The sequence below is a fragment of the Pelagicoccus sp. SDUM812002 genome, assembly GCF_031127835.1.
GTDB lineage: Bacteria > Verrucomicrobiota > Verrucomicrobiia > Opitutales > Opitutaceae > Pelagicoccus.
The window spans coordinates 72,126-94,886 of record NZ_JARXHX010000015.1 but is presented as its reverse complement, the minus strand read 5'-3'; the positions used below and the strand labels follow the sequence as shown (position 1 = coordinate 94,886).

Below are 22,761 nucleotides of genomic sequence, written 5' to 3'. Positions count from 1 at the left end.
GCACACTTGACCAGGCGGTGTCTTCCTCTAGCGTAAGAAGAATGGTGCCAACTATTCTCATTGTTGATGACGAGCGGCATACCCGAGAGGGACTTATGCAGGTGCTCGAAGACTCTTACGACATCTACTTGGCGGAAAACGCTGAGGAGGCCTTCAACTTGATGGAGTCCGAACCCTTCGAGGTGATTCTGACCGACCTACGCATGCCTGGGAAGTCGGGCATGAAAGTGATAGACAAGGCTCTCGGGCTCGCGAGCCGCCCGCCCGTAATTATGATGACAGCATACGGCGACGTCGACTCGGCGGTGGAGGCCATGAAGCGAGGTGCCTACGACTTTCTGACCAAACCCGTTAACTTGGAAAAGCTGGAGATCCTGATCAAGCGAGCCCTCAAGTCCAAGAACCTGGAAACCGAGGTGGCCCAGCTGCACGAGCGGTTGGACGTAAAATTCAATTTCGAGGGGATTGTAGGCAACTCGGCCGAGCTGGTGAAAGTTATCGACCGCGTCAAGCTAGTCGCTCCCTCGAGAGCGAGCGTATTAATTGAAGGAGAAACTGGTACGGGCAAGGAGTTGATCGCGCAGGCGATTCACCAAAACTCGAACCGAGCAAAAGGTCCCTTTGTCGCGGTGCACTGTGCGGCCCTGCCTGCTGCGCTTCTGGAAAGCGAGCTATTCGGTCACGAGAAAGGAGCTTTCACGGGGGCCACCGAGCGACGCATCGGACGTTTCGAGATGGCAGAAGGAGGCACCTTGTTTCTCGACGAAATTGGCGAGATCGATCTTTCCACCCAAGTAAAGCTACTGCGCTTCTTGGAGCAACGAACCTTCGAGCGATTGGGCAGCAGTAAGTCGATTAAAGTCGATACGCGATTGGTGGCCGCGACTAACAAGAACCTGCTGGACATGGTTGCGAAAGGCGACTTTCGCGAAGACCTGTATTATCGTCTGAACGTGGTGCAGATAAGGATGCCTTCCCTCGCGGACCGGGCGGAGGATTTGCCTCTGCTTCTCAATCACTTCATAAAGGAGTTCGCCGCGGAAAATGAGATGGAACCGCCCACATTCGAGCCCGGTGCGATCCAAGCGCTCCGCCGTTATGGATGGCCGGGCAATATTCGGGAGCTTCGAAACTTCGCGGAAAACTCGGTCGTGATGCATCGCAGCGGCACCATTCACGACTACGATTTGGATTCCAAGTTTCGAGGGGAAGGGCCCTCGGTCGATGGCTCAGGAAAAATCGTATCGCCGCTCGACAAAGAGGAGAACGAGAAACGCTTGCTTCGCGAAGCCTTAGCTGATGCCCGCGGAAATCGCACGCGGGCGGCTGCTTTGTTGGGAATCTCTCGTCGCACGCTGCACCGGAAATTGCAGCAATGGCCTGAACTGGATGTGGTAGATCGTTGAGGTGAGAACCGTGGCAAAGAGGGATTGATCCTGCCTTGCGGTCGTGCGCTGAAGCGCTGTGCTAGGTTGTTCGTACGGGTGCGCTGATGGCGGCAGGGCGGCAGGGTTTTGATGCAGTTGAGAGGGTATTATTTTTGCGGAATTTTCTGTTGACTTGAGGTCTTTGAAATGGATTCTGACGCACCTCTTTAATGAGGCGGGCGTAGCTCAGTTGGTAGAGCACCACCTTGCCAAGGTGGCTGTCGAGAGTTCGAATCTCTTCGCCCGCTCCACTTTTCCTTAACGGGAAAGGTGCGAAACCCTCATTTAAAGCGGGCGTAGCTCAGTTGGTAGAGCACCACCTTGCCAAGGTGGCTGTCGAGAGTTCGAATCTCTTCGCCCGCTCCACTTTTTAAAAGCCTCTCCGGAAACCGGGGAGGCTTTTTTCCGCTTTCTCATTGGCTAGGGGGGTGGAACGACCTTAATCGTCGCGCTGGGTGGGCGGGATGGTTCAGCTGATTGGTTACTTCTGCAGCGCGGACGACGTGGAAGTCGTCCCTCCGACGAGGGAGGGACCGGTTCCACCCTGTCCGCGCTGCAGGAGCTGTCAGAATGTCGCTGCTGTTTCGAGCTTGAGGGTTCGCCTGGTAGCAGCTCCAATGCGCCGCGTGAAAGCCAGCGACCTTTTCAATTTCCCCGAGAGCATTCCCTTCGCCGATTTCTTCGATCCTGACGCTCTGCCGTGGCAATGGATACAGCAGATCAAGCCCGCCTTGGCCGCTGGATTCGAGGAACGTGTGCCAAGTCAGGTCCCAGGGGGCGTTTCAATAAAAGGGAAGGTCTTCATCCACGAGTCGGTTGAACTGCCGCCGTTTTGCTCGATCGAAGGCCCCGCCTGGATTGGTGCGGGTGTTCAGATCCGGCCAGGGGCTTACATTCGTGGCAATGTCATTATCGGGGCCGACTCGGTGGTGGGGAATTCTTGCGAGTACAAAAATTGCCTGCTTCTCGAAGGCGTGCAGACGCCGCATTTCTCCTACATCGGGGATTCGGTCCTTGGTAATCGTTCTCACCTGGGGGCGGGAGTCATCCTCTCTAACTTGCGGCTCGACCAACAGCCCGTGAAGGTGAAGACGGATACCGGAATTGTGGATACAGGCATGCGCAAGTTCGGAGCCCTGGTGGGCGACGAAGCGGAGGTGGGCTGCAACTCCGTGCTGAACCCAGGTTCGATCCTTGGAAAGAGAGCGCTTGTGGGGCCGCTAACTCCTTTTGTTGGAACCCTCGGCGAGGGACGAATGCTTCTGAGCAAACCCAAGAGCAATCAGATCGACCGCATGGACTGATTTTAATTCTGGTTTTGGGCAGCGGCCTTTTTCCGCGAAGAGACTTCCTTCGAGAAAGCAAGTGTAGTTTCGCTTGAATCCATCACCACCTGCCGCAAACTCCCGCAGCTTTCCACCGCACCTTTTGACATGAGAATTCTTTCAGGCATCCAGCCTTCGGGCATCCTTCACGCTGGCAACTACTTTGGCATGATGAAGCCGTCGATCGATCTGCAGGAGCAGGGCGAGGCGTTCTACTTCATCGCCGATTATCATTCCATGACCTCGCTTACCGACGCTAAGCTGCGTCGTGAGTACACCCAGCGCGTGGCGATCGACTTCCTCGCTTGTGGCTTGGACCCGAAGAAGGCGGTCCTCTTCAAGCAGTCGGATGTTCCTGAGCACGTTGAGCTCTCATGGATGCTGTCGTCCGTTTGCCCGATGGGCTTGCTGGAGCGTTGCCACAGCTACAAGGACAAGATCGCCAAGGGGGTTTCGCCGAACCACGGACTTTTCGCATATCCGGTGCTTATGGCCGCCGACATTCTCATCTACGATGCGGATGTCGTACCGGTGGGGCAGGACCAGAAGCAGCACGTGGAGGTGACACGTGACCTCGCCAACAAGTTCAACGACCTTTATGGGGAGACCTTTGTCGTGCCAGAGCCACGGATACGCCGCGATGTCGCCAAGGTGCCTGGGATCGACGGAGGAAAAATGTCGAAGAGCTACAACAATACGATCGATATATTCGGCGAGGAGAAGGCTATCAAAAAGCGGATCATGAGTATCGTCATGGACAGCCGCGGTATCGACGAGCCGAAGCCAGACGCAGAGGAAAATAACGCGATCCAGATCCTCGAGCATGTAGCAGATGAAGCAACCTACACCGAAACGGTCGAAGCCTTGAAGGCGGGCGGTTTCGGTTACGGTCATGTCAAAAAAAAGCTTTTCGAGTGCTATTGGGAGCACTTCGCGGACGCGCGGAAGCGTCGCGAGGAGCTGCTGGCCAATCTCGACTACGTAGAGGAAGTGCTGCGCGAAGGAGCGCAGAAGGCTCGCGGTATCGCATCTGTCGTCAACAGGCGGGCGCGAGTAGCCTGCGGACTGGAGTAGATGAGTGAATTAGTTCAAGTTGAAGGATAAGCTGAACTATATGGAAAACGGCTAAAGAGCTGTTTAATCGAGACTTAGGCTTGTATTTTGCTTAGGTTGATTTCTCTTAAACGTCCCTTCCAATTTCCTTATGCCGGACCCAACCAAGATCAGCGTCATGATCGTCGACGACTCGTCGACAGCTCGGCGAATTCTCTCAGACATCGTCAATCGCGGGCAAAACATGGAGGTCATCGCCGCTGTTGCGGACCCTTTCGAGGCGGTGGCACAGCTCAAGAGGCAGACGCCCGATGTGATGATTCTAGACGTCCAGATGCCGCGCATGGATGGGATCACCTTCCTGAAGAAGTTGATGGTTCAACACCCGTTGCCGGTAATTATGTGCTCGAGCCTCACAGAGGAGGGGTCCAAGACTTCCTTCGAATGCTTGGAAAACGGTGCGGTTGAAATTATCGGCAAGCCAAGGGCCGCAACCAAGGAAGTCATGCACGAACTGGAGCTGCGTATCCACGACGTCATACGCTCGGCGGCGGTCGCGCGTTTTCGGTCCCGATCCGGGAGCCTTGTGTCGAGCCGTTCGGAGAAGAAAACGCGACCGCCAGCATTCGTTCCCCGCGCGAAACTCTCGGCGGACGAGGTAATACCTCCACCGCGGGTCGACTCCTACGGAAAGATTCCCGTTACGGCGCAAAAAATCATAGCGGTGGGGGCCTCCACGGGAGGAACCGACGCGATTAAGGTATTTTTGGAGAAAATGCCGGAGAATTGTCCGGGCATCATTATCGTACAGCACATGCCGGAAGGCTTCACAGCATCGTTCGCTAATCGATTGGATGCCACGTGCGCAGTCCGCGTAAAGGAGGCGCGCAATGGTGATCTGGTAGAGCCGGGTCAGGTCTTGATCGCTCCTGGCTCGCATCACATGATGCTTCGTCGCGCGGGAAACCGTTACACTGTGGAGGTCAGGGACGGTCCTTTGGTCAGTCGCCATCGCCCATCGGTGGACGTGCTCTTCCGCTCCGTTGCCCTTAACGCCGGCCGAAATGCCGTCGGTGTGATCCTTACAGGCATGGGCGACGATGGAGCGGTTTGCATGAAGGAGCTAAGGGATTCCGGCGCTTACACTTTCGCTCAAAATCGCGAATCCTGCGTGGTCTTCGGCATGCCCAACGAGGCCATCAAGCACGGTGGCGTGGACGAAACGCTGCCGCTCGATCAGATCGGACCTCGAGCTCTAGCGAAAGCGCTGGGTTGAGGAGATTGACCCTATGGTCGCGCGGAGCTTCAGCCCGCGTTCGCTGCGCGATCTTTTATTCTTAGAGTCCGATAGCCAAAACGTCACCCAAGGTGGATCCTAAAAGGGTGACGATTGAACTGCTAAGGTGATAGTTAGTCCAGTAAGTCCTATGATCCTAACTCCCAGCAGTCCTCCCTTTTGTCGCAAGCAGGCCTTCACCCTGCTTGAGATGGTTACGGTGATGGCAATCTTGGCGCTCTTGATGGGAGTATCCGCTTTTATGTTCTTTGGTCAGAAAGACGCTGCCAGAGAGGATCGCGCTCGAGCTGACATTCAAATCATCCAACAAGGCTTAGAGGCCTATAAGGCTCGATTTGGGGATTACCCGAGGGTGCCGGATACATATCCCAACGGAATCACCTCAAATAGCGAATACCTGCTTAATGCTCTTTGTGGTCAAATCGGTCCGACAGGGGATATTATAAGCGGTACCGGTATTCCCGTCATGCTCAATACGTCTCCGCTCACATACTCAAACCCTGGCCTGCCGCTCTCAGCCGTGCAGGCGAACTCTATCATAGACCCTTGGGGATCTGAATATGAGTACGACTATAAACCTGACGACAATACGTGGGAGTTTTTTGGATACGAGTTAAGATCCTATGGACCCAATGGGAAGCGAGACACTGGGGTGGACGATCTCCTAGCGGAATGAAATCAAGAGGATTATCTGCATTCACACTTTTCGAGCTTTTGATCACAATGGCCGTCATTAGCTTGCTAGTCAGTATTGGCTTTTACACGATCGCTCGAGGTAACGAGGATCGTGCTTTAGATAAAGGGGCTGATATTCTTCATTCGATGGTCCGAGTTGCTAGAACTCAGGCTATCACTAATGGTGTTCATGCACGTTTAATCATAAATGCTGACACTGACAGTCCTGAATCCTATCTGCGAAGAATCGGAGTCGTAATCGAAAATACGAATAAGAACGAGTGGATTGCGATCGACCGCGGGGCCTATCTGCCAGAGGGTATCTTCGTAGTGCCTCAGGGGAATGAGGTAACACTACCAGAGGGGTGGCCGGAGTCGGGGAGGCGAAGCGTGTATAAGAAGACTAACTATGACTCAGATGGGCTAGCAGTCTATAGTTTTGACTATCCGCTTGCGGACCCTGTTAACGAATCTCAGGAAAGTGAACCGAATTGGATATGTATCCAATTCGCACCGAATGGGCGGTTGTCAGAAGGAAATTGGGGTGGTGGTAGCAACAGCCCCCCTCTAAACAATCAATTGGTTTTGGCGAAGGGAGGACGCAATGGTGATGGGGTTGTCATTGCAGACGCGAATGATTACATCGGTATCGCTTTCAAGCTGAATGGTTCAAGCTACCAAACGAGGGAGAGGAGTTTGATCGATGAATAGGAAAATATCAAAAAAGGCTTTCACTATATTGGAAGTTGTAGTGGCTCTAGCGATGCTTGCCTTGATTGCCGTGCCGGCGATCGGTCTCGCAACGATGGTTGTAAAAAGCAGCAAGGCACAAATGGCATCATCTACAGCTTCGGAATTAAAAGCTCGTGTAGATATTGCTCTGAGGGCTTTAGCTGAAGACGATACTCTCGATGATGATTTAACACTCGTTGCGACTCGCGATTTGCGGTTTATTGAGATCGAGTCGAACACTTCGATCTCTACGCAGGACCAATATTATCAAATAACAGTGCGGGAACCTGCGGGCTATAGTTACAGCACGGATGATTCGTTTCGCTTAATCGTATATGAAGCGACCTGGCCTTACAAATCGGACGATGTAGGCGGTCGAAATCAATTGTTCTTCACAACAGTATTCAGAAAATGAAGACATATCGAGTGAAGGCCGCGTTTACTTTGATTGAATTGATTGTCTCATTGGCGATCACTGCGGTCATAGCTTTCTTTGTATTCAGCTTTGCTACGAATCTAGCAGAACTCTGGCGCAAGACGGAGGGTGGAGTGGATACGGAACTCGACGCTCAGATAGCGCTAGATCGAATTGCGATGGATCTGGAATCAGCTATTTTTCAGGAGCGAAAAGACGAAGAGTCGAATGAACTAACCATGTTCGCTGTGTCGGCGATTTCGAAAGACGACCTACAACCTCAAGAGACTAGTCGTTGGAACCGTTGGCTCGGAGTGGCTAAGTCTGAAAGACCTGATGAGTTTCACTTTGATCCTGCAAACCACCGTTACGGCTGGGGTGGTGCTTGGGTGCGTTTTTTTTCGGCAGCTCCATCTTTTAACGCCATTAGCTACCACATCGCTCGTCGTCGTGTGTTCGACGATTCCTTGGCACCTGCTAGGTACCTACTGCACCGTGCCGTTGTTGCGCAAAACGAGACCTTGCTGGGTGGACTCGATATTGTAGAGGGAAAGTACGCACAGGGCGAGGCCCCAAATCGGACTTTCGATGTGCTAGCTCAGCCGTGGTTAGAGAGCGTAATACTGGAAGATGTCGTTGATTTCGGAATACGTCTTTATGTGTTCGAAAAAGACTTTAACGGCACGGACGATTCGCCTCGCGGCCTCAGGCTAATCTTTCCTGCGGACGGTTTTGGAAAAATTGATGATGACGATGACGAGCACCTAGCGAGTTCGTTCGCGACAGGAGACTATTCGGAGAGATACCCTGATGTGATTGAGATCTTTCTGAGGGTGCTCGATGACCCGGGGGCAGATTTGCTGGTACTGCTTGAGGAGGGCGAGGGTCTGCTCGATTATGAGGAGATCATTGATAAGCACAGCCGACTCTACCGCCGCATGATCAGAATGCCCGGCCGCGAATCGAAAGGATATACTCCATGAAGCTGAACAGAAAAGGATTTGCGATCGTTTTGGTGGCGGCTTTAGCGAGCCTAGTTTTCCTGCTCGGCGCTTCTTTAGTAGTGGTTACACGACTACAAACTGCAGCAGCAAGCTATGACCAGAATGTCCGCCTGGCTCGAGATCACGCACGAGCTGCATTCGACATGGCAATGTCAGAGCTTCAGGAAAAGCTGGGACCGGATAAAGCGGTTTCCTACGCCGCAGATGTGCGACGGCCAATTAAGGGTGATGACTTTGACGAAGCGGTTACCGGAGATTTGCGTGAACCATTTTGGACTGCCGCGAAGAATGGCTCGACGGTTTCGTGGCTCACTACCCGCGGAATGGACGGCGGCATGGAATCACCGATCAACGACTACTCTGACCCTGAAGTGACGTTGGTGAGTAACGGAAATACTGTTTCGAGCAGAGCTCTCGAGGTGAACGTACCCAAAGAAGCAATACGAGTAGCCGGAGTCGATGGCTTCACTGCTACTGATTCCAAAACAATTGGACACTATGGCTATTGGGTGGGCGACCTGGGAATCAAGGCAAGTTACGCGATTCGCGATACGTCTGCCGAAACAGTGCATGACATTTACGACGAAAAAACAGTAGACGACGGCATACGCTCACATCAAGAACGCTTGAGCCAATTGAGAATAGCCAAATTGGGACTGGATACCGTAGATACTGAAGATTCGGTGGGTGCGAATCCGAGTAATCCTGCCCGGATCGATGCGTTCGTGAATGATTTCCAATTTCGTGATCGATTTGGGGACACAGAGGAACCTGAGTTTTATTTGTACGGTTTGACGGAGAACAGAGTGCAAGAGTATTTTCACGACTTTACTCCATTGTCGAAAGGTCTGCTGGTCGATCCTGTGAATGGAGGGATGAGATTGGATTTGAGCCAAGGCGGAACCACGGGAGTCGATTACTTGGACGCCTATTTCAATTTGGGGAAAAATAGCATTTCGACGGCAACGGACTATACGAACGACGTATTTCCTATGAAGGCGAACGATGCGACAGGTCCTGCAATTCATCCGGTGCTGACTCAGTTCAATTTGACTTATGCTCTGTATCTTTTGGACCTAGGTGACAGTAGATCCGAATTACACATAGGTTTCTTCGCAGGACTAGAGTTTTGGAACCCATTCACAAGCGCTATTGAAGCTGAAAGCCTTCGAGTTGAGGTCAGTGGATTGCCCAGTCTACAGGTAGGATTCAGTCTGAAAGAATGGACTGGTGACCTAGAGGCGTTGGGTGATACAAGATTTATCACCCCGCCAACGGTTGATGAAGAGGTTTTCTGGCGACCAGGACAAATTGTATCTTACTCTGGCCCCGCCGCGAAAGACGCATCAGGAGAGGGGCCTTATCTCTTGTCACTCGGTTCCGGCTACCTTAATGATTCTGCGAGCTTGGTCGAGATTCAAGATTTGGACCACATCGTAGAGGGCTCCGTCGATTTAGTGCCCTACACATTTTCTGAACCGGCGAATATTGTTGTCGAATTATACTTAAACGACGACCCCGGCACGCTCCTTGCCACCTATGAGCTGCCTTCCTCCTTCACATCCGGTAGCCCGTTGTTAGGGAGTATCTTACTTGGTGAAGAAAGAGCTACTTTCGGTTTCTCGTGGGAAATTGACGACGATCAAATAGGTGTATACGAAAATTATAATCCTTTTGATGGTACGTTGGATTTAGATGCACTCTTCTCATTTGATTCGGTAGTCGACAGTCTTGTTAACTACAATCCTTCATTTGAAGACGCCTCTACAACCCTTTTACTCGGTGCTAACCCTACACCTCTTGAGCCAGATGATGCGATAGATACAAGCTATGACTTGCCCTTGCTGCAACTTCCCAAGCAGGAGCTGCTGGCTATCTCTCATTTAAATGGAGCTTATGGGAACGAATGGGGATCGTTTAGGTTGGGAGAACCGGAAGCAGAAAAAAACTCCCTTTTTGATACGCATTTCTTTTCAGGAATTGGAACCGACGATGGAACGTGGTCTTTGGGTGATCCGATTCCAAACTCTGGATACGTCCCTCGATCGGACGCCAGTGAGGCGACCTTACAGTCCGTCGATTCAGCAGATGAATTTTTCGTTCACGGCATGTTCAATGTAAATTCAACATCGATCGAAGCTTGGGCGGCACTTCTGAAAGGCTCGCCAGCTTCAGCAAACGCGTTTTGGTTCGATTATTTCGAAAATCTCGAAGGCGATGAGGACACGGAACTCAACCCAGAGTTGTATTTGATGTTTAACTACCCGCAAGGAGCTGAAAATACCTTTGTTGCAGATTTGGCTCCAGTCGAGACGATTGATCAGGCTCGGGCGAGCGTGAGCCAAAGTATGTTTGTATTTGAAGCGGCCGACTTGGACGTGCTGGCAAGGCACATCGTTTCTAATATCCGTAAACGCCACCAGGGAGTATCGCCTTACAATTCTGAGGCAAACGGTGCTTTCGAAAGCCTTCAGGGTTTCGTAGATTCCGCAGTTTTGAAAAACGCTATCTCCGATGCTCACAGCGAAATAAACGTAGGTGGAAATAGTGTGTTTAAACCAAGCTGGGTAAAAGCAAACTCAAACCGGGAGTTTCGGCAGTCGACCATTCTCAACTTGATTGCTCCTTACCTTTCGGTTCGCAGCGATACCTTTTTAATTCGGGCTTACGGCGATGCGGTGGACCCGAGCAATCCGGACAAAATCTGGGCTCGAGCCTATTGCGAAGCAATCGTCCAGCGGACGCATGAACCGTATGACGAAGACAATCCGGGCCTTGGAAGACGGTTTGTGATCGAAGCCTTCCGGTGGCTTTCCCCTTCAGAAATATGAGGACGTTTGCGCAGCGGTCTCTTTGCTTACTTGCTCTGCTTTGTGCGCCCGTCTTCGGGCAGGACGAGGAAGAGCCGGAACCTTCACGGGCATTTCAAGTGATCGGCTACGGCGACAGCTTTTTCGATGACATTCTATTCGAGCGCGAAAAGGAGGGAGAGACTGTGAGGGTGTCGCTTGTATTTCATCCAGATCGCCGGTCCGCTCCGTACCAGATAGCCGCTGACACCTCGGAAGTTCGCTTTTTTTCCGTGGAAAAGAATCAGCAAGGTAGGGAGCGACGCGTCGAGCGCGGAAGGGCTCGATTCCCTTCAGGCGGAGGCGACGCCTTGCTGTTATTCGAGACTGGGCCAGCCTTCGCTCAGAAGGGGACTTACCGCATTACAGTGATGGATGAGTCTGAGGAGGAATGGGGCCCTGGCTGTTTCCGGTTCTTAAATTTCTCGGGAGTGCCTCTCCATTGCCAGTTGGGCGAATTTTCGGGAGCTTTAGAGGAGGGACTTTCCGGAGTCGTCGGATTTCCGCTGGAAGGCCGCGAGCCACTTCCACTGCGACTTGGCGTCGATGCCGACGGGAAACGGAAAATCGTCTACGCGACGGAGACTTTGCCAGATCTTAACAGCGGAAAGCTGCTGGTCATCAAGCCACCCCACGCTCCGAACTCACTCAGGCTTCGGGTGCTGACTCTTTGGTAAAAAGTTGGAGAATCATCCAGACTTCGGCACTTCCGACTCCAAAGGTAAGCGCCTCGGTCCGATAAGGTAATGGCTCTATTTAGTAGTTAGAAATAGAGTAGTATTACTCACTCGATGAACCAACCGATCGAATCTGCCCCGAATCACAGTAAATCGAAGGCGGCGCTACTTCCAACGCCGGTCCTTTCGGCGGAGCGTGCGGGTCGAGCGCGAATCCACTCCTTGACATTGGGAAATCCCGCCGCCAACCGGATCGCTTTTTTAATTCACGGAACTCCGGGTGAAGCTTCCGATTGGCAGCCTGTTTGGGAAGCTGTCTCGGAAAGCGAAAACGAGTGCCGGATCATCTCCCTTGATCGCCCCGGCTTCGGCTTGAATGGCTCCTGGTCTGCTGGAGAATCCTGGGACGAGCAAATGAGCTGTTTCGAAGATATCCTGCTGCCCGATTTAAAGAAGGGTAGGGAGTTGCTCGTTGTTGGACATTCTTACGGAGCGGCTTTGGCTCTGGGATTGGCGGAACGACTCGCTCCTGGCGGTGGGGTATCGGGGCTGGTTCTCGTATCTGGGGTCTTGAACCCGGCTGAAAGGCAATCTCGCTGGTACCATCGGCTCGCGCTCTTGCCTTTGGTATCGCAACTCGTTCCGAAACGGTACCTGCAATCTGCCAAAGAAATGACCACGGTCAGGCGAAACCTTTCGCGGCTTGATGGCGTTTGGGACCGTGTCGAATTTCCGGTTACATTAATCCATGGGGAGAAGGATACTCTAATACCGTCATCAAATTCCAAATACATTAACGATAGGCTCGCGGACCATCAAGTGAAGCTAGTCAAAGTGCCAGCCGGTGGACATGACCTTCCGCAAGCGTATCCAGCTTTGGTCAGCGACCAAATCGAGAGTACCTTTAAACGTATTTCCGAATGGAAAGGGAATTTTCAATGAGCGAGACGGTTGCGAAAGCATGGAAGAAGCGTGTGGTCACGCTCGGGGTGTTCCTGTTGGCCGCAGGGCTGATGTATCTTCTTTTTCAGAATCTTTCGAAGTTCGATTACCGCAGCATTTTGGAGACGGTGAAATCGTACTCCGCAGGAGCCATCGGCCTGGCGATTTTCTTCACGGCCGTAAGTTATGTGCTGATGGGTGGCTACGATTGGCTAGGACAGGCTTATATCGGCAAACGCCAGAATTGGAAGCGTACATTGCTCGTTGCTTTCTACAGTTACGTACTGAGTTTAAATGTTGGGCTATCTATCGTGAGCTCGTCCGCGGTGCGTTATAAGATGTATCAAGGTTGGGGATACAAAGCTAAGGATATTGCAAAGCTGATCGTATTCGCCTCTGTCAGCTTTTGGCTAGGACTTATCGTGCTAGCAGGGGCAGCTCTTTGCGCGTCGAACGTTTCCTTCGACGGAACTTACCCCATTTCCGATGCTCTGGTGAAACCGATGGGTGCCCTCATGGTCCTCTCGGGCGTAGCGTATGTGATTGCCTGCCGTTTCTCGACGAACGGGATCAAATTCAAGGGCCGGACTCTTTCGTTGCCGAGTTGGAAGAGTGGGGTGGGTCAAATCAGTATCACTGTAGCGGATACGGTCGCGGCGGCGACGGCTCTATACTTTCTGATTCCGGACGACAATCTGAGCTTCTTCGCCTTTACCAGCATTTTCTGTATCGCCTTTTTCGGTGGCTTGGTGAGCAGCACGCCGGGGGGAATAGGCGTCTTCGAAACGGTGTTTCTGCTGTTTCTGCCGACGACAGCTGACAGCAACGAGCTGATGGCGGCGTTGCTTGTCTACCGAGCGATATACTTCCTGCTGCCACTGTTGGTAGCGTGCTCACTTTTCGCCGCGCTCGAAGGGAAAGCGGTAGCAGGCCGAGCTGGACCTGGAGTCAAGAAGGCTCAAGGTTGGTTGAGCGTCATCGCACCGCGCGTCTTGTCAGCGTTTATCTTCGTGGGCGGGCTCATGCTTCTTTTCGCCGGTTCATTGCCACCTAATTCGATGCACATGAGCTGGTTGGAGGAGATCCTGCCGCTGGCCTTGATCGAGTTGTCTCACTTCGCGGTGAGTTTGATTGGTCTGGCCCTGCTTTTCCTCGCTTACGGGATCAAGAGAAAGATCGATAGCTCTTACTACCTGACTTTACTGGTTCTCTGTATTGGCGCGCCCCTCTCGCTACTGCGTGGTGATGGATTCGGAGCGTTCGCAGTTCTGGCAGTGATGGCGACAGTGCTGGCTCCTTGCCGGCGGTATTTTTATCGGAAGTCTTCCTTGCTGGAACTCAATATGGAATCGGGATCGATATTGGCGGTGCTCCTTGCCGTTGCCAGTTCGATATATCTCGGGTTTTTCGTTTATCACCACGGGGCCTACGAGACTCAGTCTTGGTGGCAATTCGAGTTCGATGCGGAGAAGCCACGCTTTCTGCGCACGTCGTTCGCAATCGCTTTGCTGAGTCTCCTGTTCGCGCTTTACAAGCTCGTTCACACGGCCCGCCCAGACGCGGGAGAGTCTTTTTGGAAGAAGCGGGAAGCCGTCGAGCGGGTGCTGGCGAACAGTCCAGTCGCATCGGCAAACCTCGCCCTCATGGGTGATAAGCGTTTCTTTTTCAACGATGATGAGACCGCTTTTATCATGTTCAGTATCAGCGGGAAGACTTGGGTTTCCATGGGAGATCCAGTTGGCGAAGCGAGAGCGTTCAAGGACCTGATAAACGCTTTTCAAGAGACGGCGGCACGGTTCGGCGGACAGCCGGTATTTTATCAAGCCAGCAAGGACCACCTTTTCAATTATGTAGATGTCGGGCTGCGGCCGGTGAAAGTAGGGGAAATCGCTCGGGTGAGGATCGCGGATTTCAGCCTCGAGGGATCGAAGCGCCAGAGTATGCGCTCGCGTCTGAAGCGAGCGTCCAAAAAAGGCTGCACCTTCGAAATTCTTAGCCAAAAGGATGCGTTGCTCGAAATGGAGACCCTGCGGCAGATTTCCGACGAATGGTTGGTTTCCAAGAAGGCGAAGGAGAAAGGGTTCTCGCTGGGTTACTTTGATGAATCCTACCTTGCGAACTTCCGCATCGCGGTCGTGCGGGTCGAAGGGGCGATCGTGGCTTTCACCAACATTTGGGAGGCTCGGAAACCTCAGGAGCTCTCGATCGATCTTATGCGATACGCGAACGCCGCTCCGCCGAGTATAATGGAATTTCTTTTTGTGGAGCTGCTTCTTTGGGCTAAGCAGGAGGCGTTCACCTTCTTCGACCTTCGGGTTGCTCCTCTCTCGGGTATTACTGTCGGAAACACTGCTCCGCTCGCCCACAAAGTGCTGGATTTGGTCTTCAACCACGGGGAGAACTTTTATGGCTTCCGCGGACTCCGAGCCTACAAAGATCGCTTCAATCCGGAGTGGGAACCCATCTACGTGGCCACTCCCTCAAGCTGGAGAATGCCGTTCGTGACCGCTGATTTGACGCGTGTGGTGTCTTCGCCTCCCAGCAAGCGACCCGCTGCACTCGCTCAGTATTCAGAGAATTAGGTGAGCTATGAGACGCACCAGAGGAAGACGCGAAATTTGTTAAAATAGGGGTTGAAACCGACGCCCAGACCGTCGAGCTTCTCCAACGGCCAGGTCCTATGCGATGCTGGACGGGCGAATCCCGCCAGGACCGGAAGGTAGCAACGGTAGTCGCGTTTCACATGCGCCGTAGGGTGCCTGGCCACCTTTTTCCCTTTTTTGTCTGCGTCTTGGGACAAGCCGCCCCACCTTTCCTTTTCTCCTGGGCGTCTTGGGACAAGCCGCTTTATCCATTTCCCATTTAATGAGCCAAGGCTATCAGGTTATCGCCCGCAAGTGGCGTCCGCAAAAGTTCGACGAGGTCGTAGGACAGGATCATGTGGTCCGTACCCTGAAGAATGCGATCGAGCAAAACCGCATCGCCCACGCCTACCTTTTTGTGGGGCCCCGCGGTACTGGAAAAACAACTACCGCACGTATTTTCGCCAAATGCCTCAATTGCGAGGGCGGACCGCTCGCCGAGCCGCCTGAAGACTCGGAAATCTGCAAGGCGATTATGAACGGCACCTGCATGGATGTGCTGGAGATCGACGGTGCCTCCAATAACGGTGTCGAGCAGGTGCGTGCTTTGCGGGAGGACGCCCAGTACGCTCCTAGCCAAGGCAAGTACAAGGTATACATCATCGACGAGGTGCATATGCTTTCGACCGGCGCCTTCAACGCCTTGCTCAAGATTCTCGAAGAACCGCCCGAGCACGTTAAGTTCGTTTTCGCGACTACGGAGGCGCACAAGGTATTGCCGACCATCGTTTCGCGCTGCCAACGCTTCGATCTTAAGCCGATCCCGGAAGATCTCATTCGTGAGCGCTTGGCCCTGATCTGCCGGACCGAAGGCATCGAAGCGGACGAAGAAGCCCTGAAGGCGGTTGCTCGACTTGCCGATGGCGGGATGCGAGATTCGCAGTCAATCCTTGACCAGATGATCGCCTTTTGTGGCACCAAGATCACTGAGCCCGATGTCTTGCAAGTCTACGGACTCGTTAGCGGCGAGCACATCAACGAACTCGCACGGTCAATCGCGGTGGGAGACCACCCGCGCCTGCTCGAGCTGAGCGACCAATTCGACGCATCCGGACAAGACTTTTATCGTGCCCTCGTCGACCTGCAGGCCCGCGTTCGCCAAGCGCTTTTGGAAGCCGTAAGGGGCGGCGGCAAGACCGCCAGTCTCGGCGAGGAACTGAGCACGGAGTCGCTGACCCGCTTGCTCGACAGCCTTCGCCAGAGCGAATCCGGACTAAAATTCGGGCTGAGCGAAAAGGTCAATTTCGAGGTCGCCCTCTTGAAGGCTTCTGAGGAATGCCGGGCAAGGGCGATCGATGGCTTGATTCGCGAACTTTCGAGTATCGCGGAAGGCTTGCCAGAGACTTCCGACGAAAAAAAAAACGACTGACGGTTCCCGAGCGTAAGCCCTACGTCACCTCCGAAATCGCGCCCGCTCCAGAGCGTAAGACTCCGGTCGCAGCTCCTGAAGCTAGCCCATTCGAGTACAAGGATACGGAGGCCGACGACAACTTTATCGACGCGCCCAGCGAGTTCGACTTGGCGGAGGAACTGGGAAGTTCCATGCCGGTACTGGATGAGGACATCATTCCCGATGACGGGAAGGAGTTGCCGCCGCTAGAATTGGTAGAGCAACGTATTCCCGAGAAAACACGCGTACTCATGGAAGAGCTTTTCCGAGCCAAGCTGAACAAGGTGCAGCGCATCAATCCGAAAAAGATCAAATAGGTGGAGCCGGTTGGTTGGTAGTCGAACGCCTAGCGCGGAGCTTCTTATTTCGACTCTTTCGAGCGAGGTATTTTTACAAGCCAGTCCCTCAACGTTTTGAGGTCCTCGTCGGTAGAGCTCATCTCGAGGTACTTCTCGTCCAAACTGAATGCTGTGAGCAAATGGGCTTTTGCGGTATCCAAATCTTTGCTACAACAGGCGTAGCAGCCTAGATTGTAGTGTACGATGGCCTCCTTCGGGAATTTTTTGGAGGCTTTTTCGAGAATGGCCCATGCCTCGCCAATCCCACGGGCTCTACGAGTAACGTAGGCGAGATTGACGAAAGCGCCAGCATCGGAAGCGTTATTGGTGGCGAGTGTGCCCGCGACCGGTAGGGACTCTTCCCATCGTTTTGCTTCCATGAAAATGGCTAGCTGCATTTGCTGGTATTCCGTCATCGCAGAGTATTCTACGCCGAGAGAGGCAAGCTCGTGCAAAGCATCGTCGAACATACCGAGTTCGCGGTAGCCATTGGCATAAGTGAGGGCTTTTCGGAAAAGGATCTGTTCGCGTTCGCTGAGCATGCAGTTCGGAGAGCCTAGGATTTGCGCGATTGGCTTGGCAATTGCGAATAACGCACAAACGGGCCCAGCCTGAAGCTGGTCCCGTCGTGTGCGCTGCGCGTGGTAATATCTTCTCTACGCCAAACTACGGCCCCGAACCGTACGAAGATTGCTGAAAAGCGAAATCGGAGGCCGTGGAGAGCCACTTAAGCTGCGTCTTCCGGCTCAGGGGCGACCCCGTTCGCGCATGAACTTGATCGCTTCGAGCAATTCTTCGGTGTCGAGTTCGCTGTCCCCACTGGCGTCGAAATCCGAAATCAAACCGGGAGCAATTTCTTCAGCGGGAGGCGGACCTCTTCGCTTGCCATTTCCCGGCTTGGAGGGGCGATTAGCTGGTGGTTCGCTTTCAGGGCCATTGCGGCTCATTCGGGGCCTGTCTGCTTGTCGGGCAGCTCTATGTTTTTCGCGAATGCCGGTGAGTGCCGCTACCAACTCCTCTTGATTCAAAGTGTTGCTTTCGTCGGCGTCATAGTCGGTGAACATCTCAACCACTACCGTTTCGGGATCAGGTGGAGGCGGGCCGTATGGACGGGCTGAAAGATTCGAAACCAGCGTCGCTGTTCCGGCTAAAGCAAGTGCAAGTAGTTGTGTATTCATTACGTTCATGTTTTTCTCCTTTTGGTTGTGAATTCCGACGACATGGATTGCCGATCGATTTGATAGAGCCATTTAACCTGTTGGGGATTACCTTTTAATGACTGTCCCAATTACAAAAATGTAATGCACAGCGACCTTGATAGCGGTTAGGTTTTCTTGCATCGTGCGAAAATGAAGGTGCTGCTGGTTGAGGATGAAAAGAAGATCTCGGACTTCGTTGCCAAGGGTTTGAAAGAGCAGGGTTATGTCGTCGAGTTGGCTGAGGACGGAAATGACGGCTTCGTTCATGCCAGCACGCAAAGCTACGATGTCGTTGTACTCGATATCATGCTGCCGGGCCGGGATGGCCTGAGTATTCTCAAGTCGCTCAGAAAATCTGGTAACACCGTTCCGGTCATTTTGGTGACAGCTAGAGGAGAGCTCGACGAGCGACTGGAAGGACTGAACTTGGGTGCTGACGATTACCTTACGAAGCCGTTCTATCTGGATGAACTAGTCGCTCGCATTCAAGCGCTACACCGTCGTTCAAGTGGTCAGTCACTTAGCTTAATGCAAGTGGGAGATTTGACGGCGAACATGACCACGCGCGAGGTTCTGCGCGGTGGAGAGTCTATCGATTTGACGTCTAGAGAGTTCAATTTGCTCGAGTATTTGATGAGGTCTCCCGGACGTGTCCTAACGCGTACCCAAATCCTGGAACACGTTTGGGGCTACGATTTTGATCCTAATACAAATGTAGTGGACGTGTGCATACAGCGGTTGCGAAAAAAGGTAGACGCAGGACATGAAGTCTCGCTAATCGAAACTGTTAGAGGAGCGGGATACCGCATGCGAAAGGCATGAAATCATTTCGCGTCAGGATAATCCTATGGACCACCGTGATTGCTGGAGTCGTGATGCTTGGCTTCGGGATAGCGGGAAACGTGGCCTTCAAGCATGCGAAAGAGAAGCAAGTCGAAGATGCGTTACAGCGTTATGTAGAACGAGTTAGTCTACCACCTAGCCATCGACGCTTTTGGGATCGGATCGGGCCGATTGCTAGAGCTGATCTACAGGAAAGTTTTGGCACGGACGTGATTGTCGCAGTGTATGGGAGAGAGGAGCTATCAGACAGATTAACGGTCTCTGCTGCAAATGAACTTACAATCGAATCTTGGGGTAATCTCCGTGCTTTGTTTCCGGATACGAATGAGCTACCCGAAGTGATGGGCCGGTACGACACCCTCGATGACCGACCACGCGGTTCTTCGAATAATTCAAGAGGTTTTGCCGGACGAGAACCTGATCGTGGTCCTCCGGTTGATGTGAGTCAACCGAAGGTTCGCCTCTTTCGTAAAGTCAACCCACAGGACAACAGCCACTGGAGATTAGCCGTAGCAGAGTATTCCGGCTATAATGTTTTGGTTGGGGTCAACTTCGAAAAAACCAGGGAAGACACAGCTCTTATGCAGAAGGCTTTCGCCATCGCCTTTCCTGTGGCTTTGATCGCGATGGCTAGCTGTATTTGGATATTCGTTACAAAGGCCATCTCTCCTGTTCGAAAATTGAGCGAGACGATTGCCTCAGTCTCGGCGAAGCGTCTCGGAGAGCGATTAGACAGTGAGGGCGAGTACAGCGAATTCGCTTCTCTGATCGAACACTTCAACAGCATGTTAGAGCGCCTCGAAGGGAGTTTTACTCAAGCGACCCGATTTAGCGCAGACGCGGCTCACGAGCTCAAAACGCCGCTAGCGATTTTGCAAGGTCAGCTGGAAGTGGCGCTTCAGCAAGCGGAGGATGGCAGCGATGCGCAGCGCTTACTGGGCGGGCTGCTGGAGGAGACGCATCGCTTAAAGTCAATCACTCGAAAGCTCTTAATCCTCGCCAAGGCGGACGCCGGTACCCTGGAAATCCAGTCGGAGCGCGTTGACTTGAAGAAGCTCGTGCAGGAAATCTTGGAACTAGCCCGCGAGGATAACCCCGGCGCTGATTTGGTACTAAAGACGCACGGGGAAATGTTCGAGACGGTTTGCGACGAGACCCTTACCCGTCAGATCTTGAACAACCTTATCGGAAACGCTCTAAAATACCGTATGCCAGACAACTCAGAGGTGAATGTCCGTCTGGAATGGACCGCGACGTTCGTCGCGGTTGAGATTGTAAACTCCTGCGCACCAGTAAGTGCTGAGTTAAAGGAAAGGCTTTTCGACCGTTTCATACGCGGCGATTCCGCTCGGAATCGTTCTGTCGATGGCACAGGTCTAGGCTTAAGCTTGTCGCTGGAATTCGCCAAGGCCCAGAACGGTCACTTGTCGCTGTGCGATAGTGGATCCGACAACATCATGTGCCTGCGCTTGGAGCTACCAGTTTGGGAAGCTGTGGATTGACCTGCGAGTCATAATTTCGTAAGCCTTGTTTGTTTATGAAATCCAAGCTCTCAATGTCTCGCACTACGTTTATTGCCCGACTTTTAACCGCTGCATTGTTTGCAATTGCGACCTTTGCTGGAGTTGATTCCCTCGATGCGAAGCCGAAGAAGAAGTGGAAATCCGAATACGCTTCGAAATTTGGAGTGATGGCTCCTGGTCCGGGCGGAAAGTACCGTGTTTATGCGGAAACGACTTACATCTACCGAAATACAGACCAAGAATACGTACATGGATTCGAGGTCTCGCGAAAAGATCAGCAGCGCTTCATGGGCTATTTCGAGATCCGATTCCCCGAACCCATCAAAATTACTCCAGACCTAGAAAAAGCTTACACTGTAATGGAAGGTGGACGTTTTATCCGGTCGAATTCGGAAATCCATTGGGAAGTCTATTCTAGCCCTTTTTGGTTCTCGCCGGACGATCCACTGGGACAATACGAACTGACGATCTATATCGACGGAGAAGTGTATCGGACGGTGAACTACGATGTGGTTCCGTTTGAGAGTGGCCTGACCTTTTAGCGTTCGTAGGGAGCTTTATTCCGGCCGTAGTTCGATAATGGTGATTTCCGGTGGAGCGAGAAGTCGCAGCTGCGGGCCCCAAGACCCTGTGCCGCGGCTAAGGTAGAGAAATTGTTTGGGAGCGAGTTCGCTGAGACCGGGCTTCGCCCTGTAAACGAGCTTCGTCAGCAGGTGGAACGGCGCAACTTGCCCTCCATGGGTGTGCCCCGAGAGTTGCAGGTCAAATTTGCCTTCAGAATTCGGATCGAAGGCGGGTCGGTGTTTAAGAAGAAGGTGGAAAGGAACTTGGGAAATCGTGTCTAGCGCGGCCGCCTCGTCCGGAGCGATCGGCGAAGCTGGATCCTCGACGCCGACAACCGTGAGGAGTTCATTCACCGGATGGGACCTATTGCTCAAAACTGTGAATCCAGCGAGCTCGGTCAATGACATCGCTTTCTCCAGCCCTGCATAGACTTCGTGGTTTCCGGAAATTGCGAATTTGCCAAGTGGAGCTTTCAACTCTCGGAGACTATCCACGAAGGGTGCCATGAGTTCGAGGTAGCCGTCGAAGAGATCTCCAGTTGAGACGATTACGTCCGGCTCGTGGAGGTTGACTGTGTGAACTATTTTTTGAGTGTGACCAACGGTGCTGCTGTCGCCCAGGTGCATGTCTGAGATTTGGGCGATCCTGATCGGCTTCCTCCGCCCCCCCATTTTATGGCTCCGGATCGTAACTTGCTTCACTCTTACGCGTCGCGCTTCAAATGCGGCCCAGCCGCTGAGCAATATGCTGAGCAGGCTAACACCCAGAAATTGAGACCGGTCCGTGAAGCCAAGACCCAGGAGCTGGAGCAGATCTGTCACTGCGACCAGGGTGACGGAGATACCAGCCACGCCCAGCCACGTGTATCCCAGCCAAGAAAAGGGAAGTGACAGGGCAAGCTTCCCTCGCTTTTCCAGAAATATTGCCGCGAAAAGCGAAAGGAAAAGCAGGGAGATGGTAGTTAGGAAGAATACGGAGAGGTTTGGGTATGCGGTCGCCGCTGTCCTGAAAAGATAGTATTGAAGGAGCCCGAGTATCAACGGGACCAATACGAAAAACATACAAGAATGGAGTGGCGACTATCGCCAGATTTCGGAAAGCAGAGTTTCCATGGCAGCAAATGATCTGCGTGCGCTTGTTTCGTTGTATCGAGAGCCGTCGGAGTCAGCTTCGGGATTGGTGAAGCTGTGCACAGTGTCGCTGTACTGCACCAGTTGCCAGTCGACGTCGGTAGAGCTCATCACTTGCACGAACTCGGAGACATCTGATTGTGGTACGTACGGGTCATCTGCACCGTGCAGGACAAGAACCTTTGCTTGGGTAGCCGAGGCGTCCGCCTCTAGCGTCGGAGACAGTAGATCTCCATGGAAACTTACAACTGCATCTACATCTGCGCCCGAACGGCCAAGTTCAAGGACCGTACCGCCGCCAAAGCAAAAACCGATGGCCGCAATCTTTGACGTGTCGAGCCCGAGATCAGCCGCTTCCGCTTTGAACACTTCTAGCGCTTTGGCGGCTCGTTCCCGCATCAGCGTTCGATTGCCACGAAGTGAGCCTGCTGCTGCGCCCGCTTCTTGAGCGTTCTCAGGTCGGACGTCCGTGCCGTACATATCCACCATCATGACGACATACTTGTCACCCGCAACTTTCATTGCCTTTTCGAGAGATCCTTGAGTAGGACCCATCCAGTTGGGCACCATCAGTATGCCCGGTTTATCTGCGTCTCCATCTGCTGAATACACTAATGTGCTTTCGAAGGACTTTTCGCCGATGTCATAGCTGACTTTTTTGGTGCTGATATGATCGTTGGCCACCAGGCTGGACGTGAGAGTTAGAATAAGAGTGAGGATCGATAGATTTTTCATA

At 52.9% G+C, this 22,761-nt stretch carries 21 protein-coding genes, 2 tRNA genes and 1 other RNA gene; 20 read left to right on the top strand and 4 right to left on the bottom strand.

The window, feature by feature from the left end; genetic code table 11:
• Positions 1-41: 41 nt before the first annotated feature.
• The 17 genes from QEH53_RS18515 (at position 42) to QEH53_RS18435 (ending at position 16,745) form a co-directional block, all read left to right on the top strand.
• The gene (locus QEH53_RS18515; protein WP_309024704.1) at positions 42-1,406 is read left to right on the top strand and encodes a sigma-54 dependent transcriptional regulator; all 1,365 of its coding nucleotides are present in this window, start codon (positions 42-44) and stop codon (positions 1,404-1,406) included.
• 196 nt (positions 1,407-1,602) lie between these two features.
• A tRNA-Gly gene (locus QEH53_RS18510) sits at positions 1,603-1,678 on the top strand.
• Between the two features lie 39 nt (positions 1,679-1,717).
• A tRNA-Gly gene (locus tag QEH53_RS18505) sits at positions 1,718-1,793 on the top strand.
• Positions 1,794-2,044: 251 nt separating this feature from the next.
• A complete protein-coding gene (locus tag QEH53_RS18500) occupies positions 2,045-2,731 on the top strand; it encodes a UDP-N-acetylglucosamine diphosphorylase (RefSeq protein ID WP_309024703.1) in 687 nt (228 codons plus the stop codon).
• 129 nt (positions 2,732-2,860) lie between these two features.
• Entirely contained in the window at positions 2,861-3,826 is a 966-nt protein-coding gene (gene trpS, locus QEH53_RS18495; protein WP_309024702.1) for a tryptophan--tRNA ligase, read from the top strand.
• A gap of 130 nt (positions 3,827-3,956) precedes the next feature.
• A complete protein-coding gene (locus QEH53_RS18490; protein ID WP_309024701.1) occupies positions 3,957-5,081 on the top strand; it encodes a chemotaxis response regulator protein-glutamate methylesterase in 1,125 nt (374 codons plus the stop codon).
• Between the two features lie 151 nt (positions 5,082-5,232).
• Positions 5,233-5,778, top strand: coding sequence for a prepilin-type N-terminal cleavage/methylation domain-containing protein (locus tag QEH53_RS18485; RefSeq protein WP_309024700.1), 546 nt, complete (start codon positions 5,233-5,235; stop codon positions 5,776-5,778).
• Positions 5,775-6,488 (top strand): prepilin-type N-terminal cleavage/methylation domain-containing protein, encoded by a 714-nt coding sequence (locus QEH53_RS18480; protein WP_309024699.1) that lies wholly within the window; start codon positions 5,775-5,777, stop codon positions 6,486-6,488. Before QEH53_RS18485 ends, QEH53_RS18480 begins: the two co-directional genes overlap by 4 nt.
• A complete protein-coding gene (locus tag QEH53_RS18475) occupies positions 6,481-6,924 on the top strand; it encodes a type II secretion system protein (protein WP_309024698.1) in 444 nt (147 codons plus the stop codon). The genes QEH53_RS18480 and QEH53_RS18475 overlap by 8 nt, the downstream gene beginning before the upstream one ends.
• A complete protein-coding gene (locus tag QEH53_RS18470; RefSeq protein ID WP_309024697.1) occupies positions 6,921-7,907 on the top strand; it encodes a prepilin-type N-terminal cleavage/methylation domain-containing protein in 987 nt (328 codons plus the stop codon). Before QEH53_RS18475 ends, QEH53_RS18470 begins: the two co-directional genes overlap by 4 nt.
• Positions 7,904-10,759, top strand: coding sequence for a hypothetical protein (locus QEH53_RS18465; RefSeq protein ID WP_309024696.1), 2,856 nt, complete (start codon positions 7,904-7,906; stop codon positions 10,757-10,759). The genes QEH53_RS18470 and QEH53_RS18465 overlap by 4 nt, the downstream gene beginning before the upstream one ends.
• Positions 10,756-11,454, top strand: a complete 699-nt coding sequence (locus QEH53_RS18460; RefSeq protein WP_309024695.1) for a hypothetical protein — start codon at positions 10,756-10,758, stop codon at positions 11,452-11,454. The genes QEH53_RS18465 and QEH53_RS18460 overlap by 4 nt, the downstream gene beginning before the upstream one ends.
• A gap of 114 nt (positions 11,455-11,568) precedes the next feature.
• Positions 11,569-12,396, top strand: coding sequence for an alpha/beta hydrolase (locus tag QEH53_RS18455; RefSeq protein WP_309024694.1), 828 nt, complete (start codon positions 11,569-11,571; stop codon positions 12,394-12,396).
• Positions 12,393-14,978, top strand: coding sequence for a bifunctional lysylphosphatidylglycerol flippase/synthetase MprF (gene mprF, locus QEH53_RS18450; protein ID WP_309024693.1), 2,586 nt, complete (start codon positions 12,393-12,395; stop codon positions 14,976-14,978). Before QEH53_RS18455 ends, mprF begins: the two co-directional genes overlap by 4 nt.
• Before the next feature lie 87 nt (positions 14,979-15,065).
• Positions 15,066-15,164: signal recognition particle sRNA small type (gene ffs, locus QEH53_RS18445), an RNA gene on the top strand.
• Between the two features lie 97 nt (positions 15,165-15,261).
• Positions 15,262-16,407 carry a DNA polymerase III subunit gamma/tau gene (dnaX, locus tag QEH53_RS18440; RefSeq protein WP_309024692.1) on the top strand — a complete coding sequence of 382 codons (1,146 nt, stop codon included), beginning with the start codon at positions 15,262-15,264 and terminating at the stop codon, positions 16,405-16,407.
• Positions 16,314-16,745 (top strand): hypothetical protein, encoded by a 432-nt coding sequence (locus QEH53_RS18435; RefSeq protein ID WP_309024691.1) that lies wholly within the window; start codon positions 16,314-16,316, stop codon positions 16,743-16,745. Before dnaX ends, QEH53_RS18435 begins: the two co-directional genes overlap by 94 nt.
• Before the next feature lie 44 nt (positions 16,746-16,789).
• On the opposite strand, the gene QEH53_RS18430 is transcribed toward QEH53_RS18435, so the two are convergent.
• Both QEH53_RS18430 and QEH53_RS18425 read right to left on the bottom strand, forming a co-directional pair.
• Positions 16,790-17,308, bottom strand: coding sequence for a hypothetical protein (locus QEH53_RS18430; protein WP_309024690.1), 519 nt, complete (start codon positions 17,306-17,308; stop codon positions 16,790-16,792).
• A gap of 204 nt (positions 17,309-17,512) precedes the next feature.
• Entirely contained in the window at positions 17,513-17,944 is a 432-nt protein-coding gene (locus QEH53_RS18425; RefSeq protein WP_309024689.1) for a hypothetical protein, read from the bottom strand.
• Positions 17,945-18,115: 171 nt separating this feature from the next.
• Between QEH53_RS18425 and QEH53_RS18420 the strand changes: the two genes are divergently transcribed.
• The 3 genes from QEH53_RS18420 to QEH53_RS18410 are packed head-to-tail and all read left to right on the top strand — an operon-like array spanning position 18,116 to position 20,873.
• Positions 18,116-18,787, top strand: a complete 672-nt coding sequence (locus QEH53_RS18420) for a response regulator transcription factor (RefSeq protein WP_309024688.1) — start codon at positions 18,116-18,118, stop codon at positions 18,785-18,787.
• Positions 18,784-20,310 carry an ATP-binding protein gene (locus tag QEH53_RS18415; RefSeq protein WP_309024687.1) on the top strand — a complete coding sequence of 509 codons (1,527 nt, stop codon included), beginning with the start codon at positions 18,784-18,786 and terminating at the stop codon, positions 20,308-20,310. Before QEH53_RS18420 ends, QEH53_RS18415 begins: the two co-directional genes overlap by 4 nt.
• A 53-nt stretch (positions 20,311-20,363) precedes the next feature.
• Positions 20,364-20,873: a hypothetical protein gene (locus tag QEH53_RS18410; protein WP_309024686.1), complete on the top strand. Its 510-nt coding sequence runs from the start codon at positions 20,364-20,366 to the stop codon at positions 20,871-20,873.
• Positions 20,874-20,888: 15 nt separating this feature from the next.
• Here the strand turns inward: QEH53_RS18410 and QEH53_RS18405 are convergent, their stop codons facing one another.
• On the bottom strand, positions 20,889-21,956 hold the full coding sequence (locus QEH53_RS18405) for a metallophosphoesterase (protein WP_309024685.1): 1,068 nt from the start codon (positions 21,954-21,956) through the stop codon (positions 20,889-20,891).
• An 18-nt stretch (positions 21,957-21,974) separates the two neighbouring features.
• Positions 21,975-22,760 (bottom strand): dienelactone hydrolase family protein, encoded by a 786-nt coding sequence (locus QEH53_RS18400; protein ID WP_309024684.1) that lies wholly within the window; start codon positions 22,758-22,760, stop codon positions 21,975-21,977.
• Between the last annotated feature and the right edge of the window lies 1 nt (position 22,761).

Bases quoted from the DNA above. Each gene is read 5' to 3' on its own strand.
- trpS (WP_309024702.1), top strand. From the start codon at position 2,861: ATGAGAATTCTTTCAGGCATCCAGCCTTCGGGCATCCTTCACGCTGGC.
- QEH53_RS18420 (WP_309024688.1), top strand. From the start codon at position 18,116: ATGAAGGTGCTGCTGGTTGAGGATGAAAAGAAGATCTCGGACTTCGTT.
- QEH53_RS18410 (WP_309024686.1), top strand. From the start codon at position 20,364: ATGTCTCGCACTACGTTTATTGCCCGACTTTTAACCGCTGCATTGTTT.
- QEH53_RS18430 (WP_309024690.1), bottom strand. From the start codon at position 17,308: ATGCTCAGCGAACGCGAACAGATCCTTTTCCGAAAAGCCCTCACTTAT.
- QEH53_RS18455 (WP_309024694.1), top strand. From the start codon at position 11,569: ATGAACCAACCGATCGAATCTGCCCCGAATCACAGTAAATCGAAGGCG.
- QEH53_RS18490 (WP_309024701.1), top strand. From the start codon at position 3,957: ATGCCGGACCCAACCAAGATCAGCGTCATGATCGTCGACGACTCGTCG.
- QEH53_RS18415 (WP_309024687.1), top strand. From the start codon at position 18,784: ATGAAATCATTTCGCGTCAGGATAATCCTATGGACCACCGTGATTGCT.
- QEH53_RS18425 (WP_309024689.1), bottom strand. From the start codon at position 17,944: ATGAATACACAACTACTTGCACTTGCTTTAGCCGGAACAGCGACGCTG.
- QEH53_RS18405 (WP_309024685.1), bottom strand. From the start codon at position 21,956: ATGTTTTTCGTATTGGTCCCGTTGATACTCGGGCTCCTTCAATACTAT.
- QEH53_RS18465 (WP_309024696.1), top strand. From the start codon at position 7,904: ATGAAGCTGAACAGAAAAGGATTTGCGATCGTTTTGGTGGCGGCTTTA.
- QEH53_RS18400 (WP_309024684.1), bottom strand. From the start codon at position 22,760: ATGAAAAATCTATCGATCCTCACTCTTATTCTAACTCTCACGTCCAGC.
- QEH53_RS18480 (WP_309024699.1), top strand. From the start codon at position 5,775: ATGAAATCAAGAGGATTATCTGCATTCACACTTTTCGAGCTTTTGATC.
- mprF (WP_309024693.1), top strand. From the start codon at position 12,393: ATGAGCGAGACGGTTGCGAAAGCATGGAAGAAGCGTGTGGTCACGCTC.
- dnaX (WP_309024692.1), top strand. From the start codon at position 15,262: ATGAGCCAAGGCTATCAGGTTATCGCCCGCAAGTGGCGTCCGCAAAAG.
- QEH53_RS18470 (WP_309024697.1), top strand. From the start codon at position 6,921: ATGAAGACATATCGAGTGAAGGCCGCGTTTACTTTGATTGAATTGATT.
- QEH53_RS18460 (WP_309024695.1), top strand. From the start codon at position 10,756: ATGAGGACGTTTGCGCAGCGGTCTCTTTGCTTACTTGCTCTGCTTTGT.
- QEH53_RS18485 (WP_309024700.1), top strand. From the start codon at position 5,233: ATGATCCTAACTCCCAGCAGTCCTCCCTTTTGTCGCAAGCAGGCCTTC.
- QEH53_RS18500 (WP_309024703.1), top strand. From the start codon at position 2,045: ATGCGCCGCGTGAAAGCCAGCGACCTTTTCAATTTCCCCGAGAGCATT.
- QEH53_RS18435 (WP_309024691.1), top strand. From the start codon at position 16,314: ATGCCGGGCAAGGGCGATCGATGGCTTGATTCGCGAACTTTCGAGTAT.
- QEH53_RS18475 (WP_309024698.1), top strand. From the start codon at position 6,481: ATGAATAGGAAAATATCAAAAAAGGCTTTCACTATATTGGAAGTTGTA.
- QEH53_RS18515 (WP_309024704.1), top strand. From the start codon at position 42: ATGGTGCCAACTATTCTCATTGTTGATGACGAGCGGCATACCCGAGAG.